Source organism: Streptomyces sp. URMC 124 (assembly GCF_051386455.1).
Classification (GTDB): Bacteria; Actinomycetota; Actinomycetes; order Streptomycetales; family Streptomycetaceae; genus Streptomyces.
Map to the genome: position 1 here is coordinate 1 of NZ_JBPQTS010000281.1, position 3,613 is coordinate 3,613.

3 protein-coding genes are annotated in these 3,613 nt (G+C 71.0%); all 3 read right to left on the bottom strand.

What is annotated here, in order from left to right; all coding sequences use genetic code 11:
• Positions 1-53: 53 nt before the first annotated feature.
• The 3 genes from ACSNOG_RS32105 to ACSNOG_RS32115 are packed head-to-tail and all read right to left on the bottom strand — an operon-like array spanning position 54 to position 3,315.
• Complete coding sequence (locus ACSNOG_RS32105) at positions 54-1,154, bottom strand: threonine aldolase family protein (RefSeq protein ID WP_436756228.1); 1,101 nt, start codon at positions 1,152-1,154, stop codon at positions 54-56.
• Entirely contained in the window at positions 1,133-1,894 is a 762-nt protein-coding gene (locus ACSNOG_RS32110) for an SDR family NAD(P)-dependent oxidoreductase (RefSeq protein WP_436756229.1), read from the bottom strand. The genes ACSNOG_RS32105 and ACSNOG_RS32110 overlap by 22 nt, the downstream gene beginning before the upstream one ends.
• 23 nt (positions 1,895-1,917) lie before the next feature.
• Complete coding sequence (locus ACSNOG_RS32115) at positions 1,918-3,315, bottom strand: DUF6421 family protein (protein WP_436756230.1); 1,398 nt, start codon at positions 3,313-3,315, stop codon at positions 1,918-1,920.
• Positions 3,316-3,613 lie beyond the last annotated feature (298 nt).

A 3,613-nucleotide genomic window follows, 5' to 3' on the forward strand; every position in this document is an offset into this window, starting at 1 on the left:
GACACCGTCACCGACCGGGTGCCTCTTCTGTTCTTCGCGCGGGGCGCGGGCCCTTACTGCCGGCCCATCTCCTCCGCGAGGGCCGCGGCGAAGGCGTCGACGTCGGCCTCGGTCGTGTCGAAGGAGCACATCCAGCGGACGTCGCCGGCGCCCTCGTCCCAGAAGTAGAAGCGGTAGCGCTTCTGCAGGCGCTCGCTCACGTCGTGGGGGAGCCGGGCGAAGACGGCGTTGGACTGCACGGGGTGCAGGACCTCCACGCCCTCCACGGCCCGCACGCGCTCGGCCAGGCGCGCGGCCATGGCGTTGGCGTGCGAGGCGCTGCGCAGCCACAGGTCGCCGCCGAGCAGCGCCTCGAACTGGGCCGAGACGAACCGCATCTTGGAGGCGAGCTGCATGGACATCTTGCGCAGGTGCTTCATCGCCCGCACCGCGTCCGGGTCGAGGACGACGACGCACTCGCCGAAGACCATGCCGTTCTTCGTGCCGCCGAAGGAGAGCACGTCGACGCCGGCGTCGGTGGTGAAGGCCCGCAGCGGGACCCCGAGGGTGGCCGCGGCGTTGGCGATGCGCGCCCCGTCGAGGTGGACCTTCATGCCCCGCTCGTGGGCGTGGTCGCAGATCTCCCGGATCTCCTCGGGCGTGTAGCACGTGCCCAGTTCGGTGGTCTGGGTGATCGACACGACCTGCGGCTGCGCCCGGTGCTCGTCGTCCCAGCCGAACGCCTCGCGGTCGATCAGCTCCGGGGTGAGCTTGCCGTGCTCGGTGGGCACGGTCAGCAGCTTCAGGCCGCCGACGCGCTCGGGGGCACCGCACTCGTCGACGTGGATGTGCGCGCTGGCGGCACAGATCACCGCACCCCAGCGCTCGGTCAGGGACTGCAGGGCGACGACGTTGGCGCCCGTGCCGTTGAAGACCGGGAACGCTTCGGCGGTGGGGCCGAAGTGGCCGCGCATCACGTCCTGGAGGTGGGCGGTGTAGTCGTCCTCGCCGTAGGCGACCTGGTGGCCGCCGTTGGCGACGGCGAGCGCCGCGAGGATCTCGGGGTGCGCGCCCGCGTAGTTGTCGCTGGCGAAGCCGCGCACCTCGGGGTCGTGACGGCGTATCGCGTCGGTCCCGGCCGACGGGGTCGTGCTCACGCTTGCGGAGTCAGCCACAGACGGGTTCCGTTCACTTCCTGGGCGGGCTTGTCCCACACGCCGACGATGGCCTCGGCGAGGTCGTTGACGTCGGTGAAGCCCGCGAACTTCGCGTTCGGGCGCTCGGCGCGCATGGCGTCGTGCACCAGAGCCTTGACGATCAGAATGGCGGCGGCGGCCGACGGCGCGTCCTCGCCCGCCGCCTTGCGGAAGGAGTCGGCCAGGGCGAGCGTCCACGCCTCCGCGGCGGCCTTGGAGGCGGCGTAGGCGGCGTTGCCCGCGGTGGGCTTGCTGGCGCCCGCCGCGCTGATGAGCAGGTACCGGCCGTTGCCGCTGCGCTGCAGGGCGGGCTCGAAGGCCAGCGAGGTGTGCTGCACGGTGCGGATGAGCAGCTTCTCGAGCAGCTCCCAGTCGGCGAGGTCGGTCTCGGCGAAGGAGGCCGAGCCGCGCCAGCCGCCCACGAGGTGAACCAGGCCGTCGATGCGGCCGAACTCCTTCTCGGTGCGGTCCACCCAGCGGCGCGTGGCCTCCAGGTCCAGCAGGTCCACGGTGTCGCCGGTGACGGTGGCGCCGCCGTGGGCGTAGCGGGCGGCGTCCACGGCCTCGGCGAGGCGGGCGGCGTCCGCGTCGGAGGCGACGACCGTCGCACCGGCCTCGGCCAGTCGCAGCAGCGTGGCGCGGCCCGCGGGGCCGGCGGCCCCCGCCACAGCCACGACGGCGCCGTCCAGCCGGCCGTTGCCGTTGGTGGGAGTGCTCATGGTCGTCTCCTTCGTCTGCTCGCTCACGCGGCCACCCGCTCGGCCTTCGCCGCGGTGATCCCCTTGGTCGAGGCGATCACGTGACGCAGCTTCTTGGCAAGCGCCTCGTAGAACATGCTGAGCGGGAACTCGTCCGGCAGCACGTCGTCCACGAGCTTGCGGGGCGGCTGGGTGAGGTCGAGGGCCTCGGGTCCCTTGGCCCAGACGGAGCCGGGGTGCGGGGCGAGGTAGGTGGAGACCAGTTCGTAGGCGGCGAGCCAGTGGACCAGCTTGGGCCGGTCGATGCCGTCGCGGTAGAGCTTCTCGATCTCGCCGCAGAGCTGGTTGGTGACCTGCGGTGCGCGGTCCCAGTCGATGTGCAGAGTGTTGTCCGTCCAGCGTACGACGTCGTGCCGGTGGAGGTACGCGAAGAGCAGCTGGCCACCGAGACCGTCGTAGTTGCGGACGCGGTCGCCGGTGACCGGGAAGCGGAACATCCGGTCGAAGAGGACGGCGTACTGCACGTCGCGGCCGTGGGCGTTGCCCTCGGCCTCCAGCTTCACGGCCTCCTTGAAGGCGGTGAGGTCGCAGCGGAGCTCCTCCAGGCCGTACATCCAGAACGGCTGCCGCTGCTTGATCATGAAGGGGTCGAAGGGCAGGTCGCCGTGGCTGTGCGTGCGGTCGTGGACCATGTCCCACAGGACGAAGGCCTGCTCGCAGCGGTGCTGGTCGCCGATCATGTCCTGGATGTCGGCGGGCAGCTCCAGGCCCAGGGCGGAGACGGCCGCCTCGGTGACCCGGCGGAAGCGGGCCGCCTCGCGGTCGCAGAAGATGCCGCCCCAGGTGAAGCGCTCGGGGGCCTCGCGGACGGCGATGGTCTCCGGGAAGAGCACCGCGGAGTTGGTGTCGTAGCCGGAGGTGAAGTCCTCGAAGGTGATGCCGAGGAAGAGCGGGTTGTCGTAGCGGGTGCGCTCCAGCTCGGAGAGCCACTCGGGCCAGACCATGCGCAGGACGACGGCCTCGAAGTTGCGGTCGGGGTTGCCGTTCTGGGTGTACATCGGGAAGACGACCAGGTGCTGGCGGCCGTCCTCGCGCCGGGCGGCCGGCTGGAAGGCGAGCAGCGAGTCGAGGAAGTCCGGCACGCCGAAGCCGCCCTCGGCCCAGCGGCGCAGGTCCGCGACCAGGGCCGCGTGATAGGCGGCGTCGTGCGGGACGAGCGGCGAGAGCTGCTCTACGGCCTCCGCGACACGCTCCACCTCGGCCCGGACGGTCTCGCCCGGTGGGGCGCCCTCCGCGGCGAGGTCGATCGAGCCGTCCGGGGACTGCCACGGCCGGATCGTTTCCACGGCGTCCTTGAGCACCGCCCACGCGGGGTGATCGATCACCGGGTCGGCGGCCGAATTGTCGGTCGCTATCGCCGACGACGCAAGGATTTCCGTCATGGCTGCCCCTCCTCGGGAGAACTTGGCGTTAAGACACCGTATCCGTGCGCGCTTCTCCTGCTCAAGAGGGGAGGCCATAAATTATCCTGCCGAACCCCCGGTCGCGCCGCTGTTTTTCCTGCACACCTCCGCCATATGTGTACCCATAGGGGCATTCCTGTCACAGGAGTCCCACAGACCTCATGAGCTGTTCTAGTCGGGATCCGGCCATTCCCCTGCGGTCCGGCCGTGCGCCACCCCCAGGCACACCCCCGAGGCACCCCGGGGACATCCCCGTGAGCCCCGGACACCCCTGTCC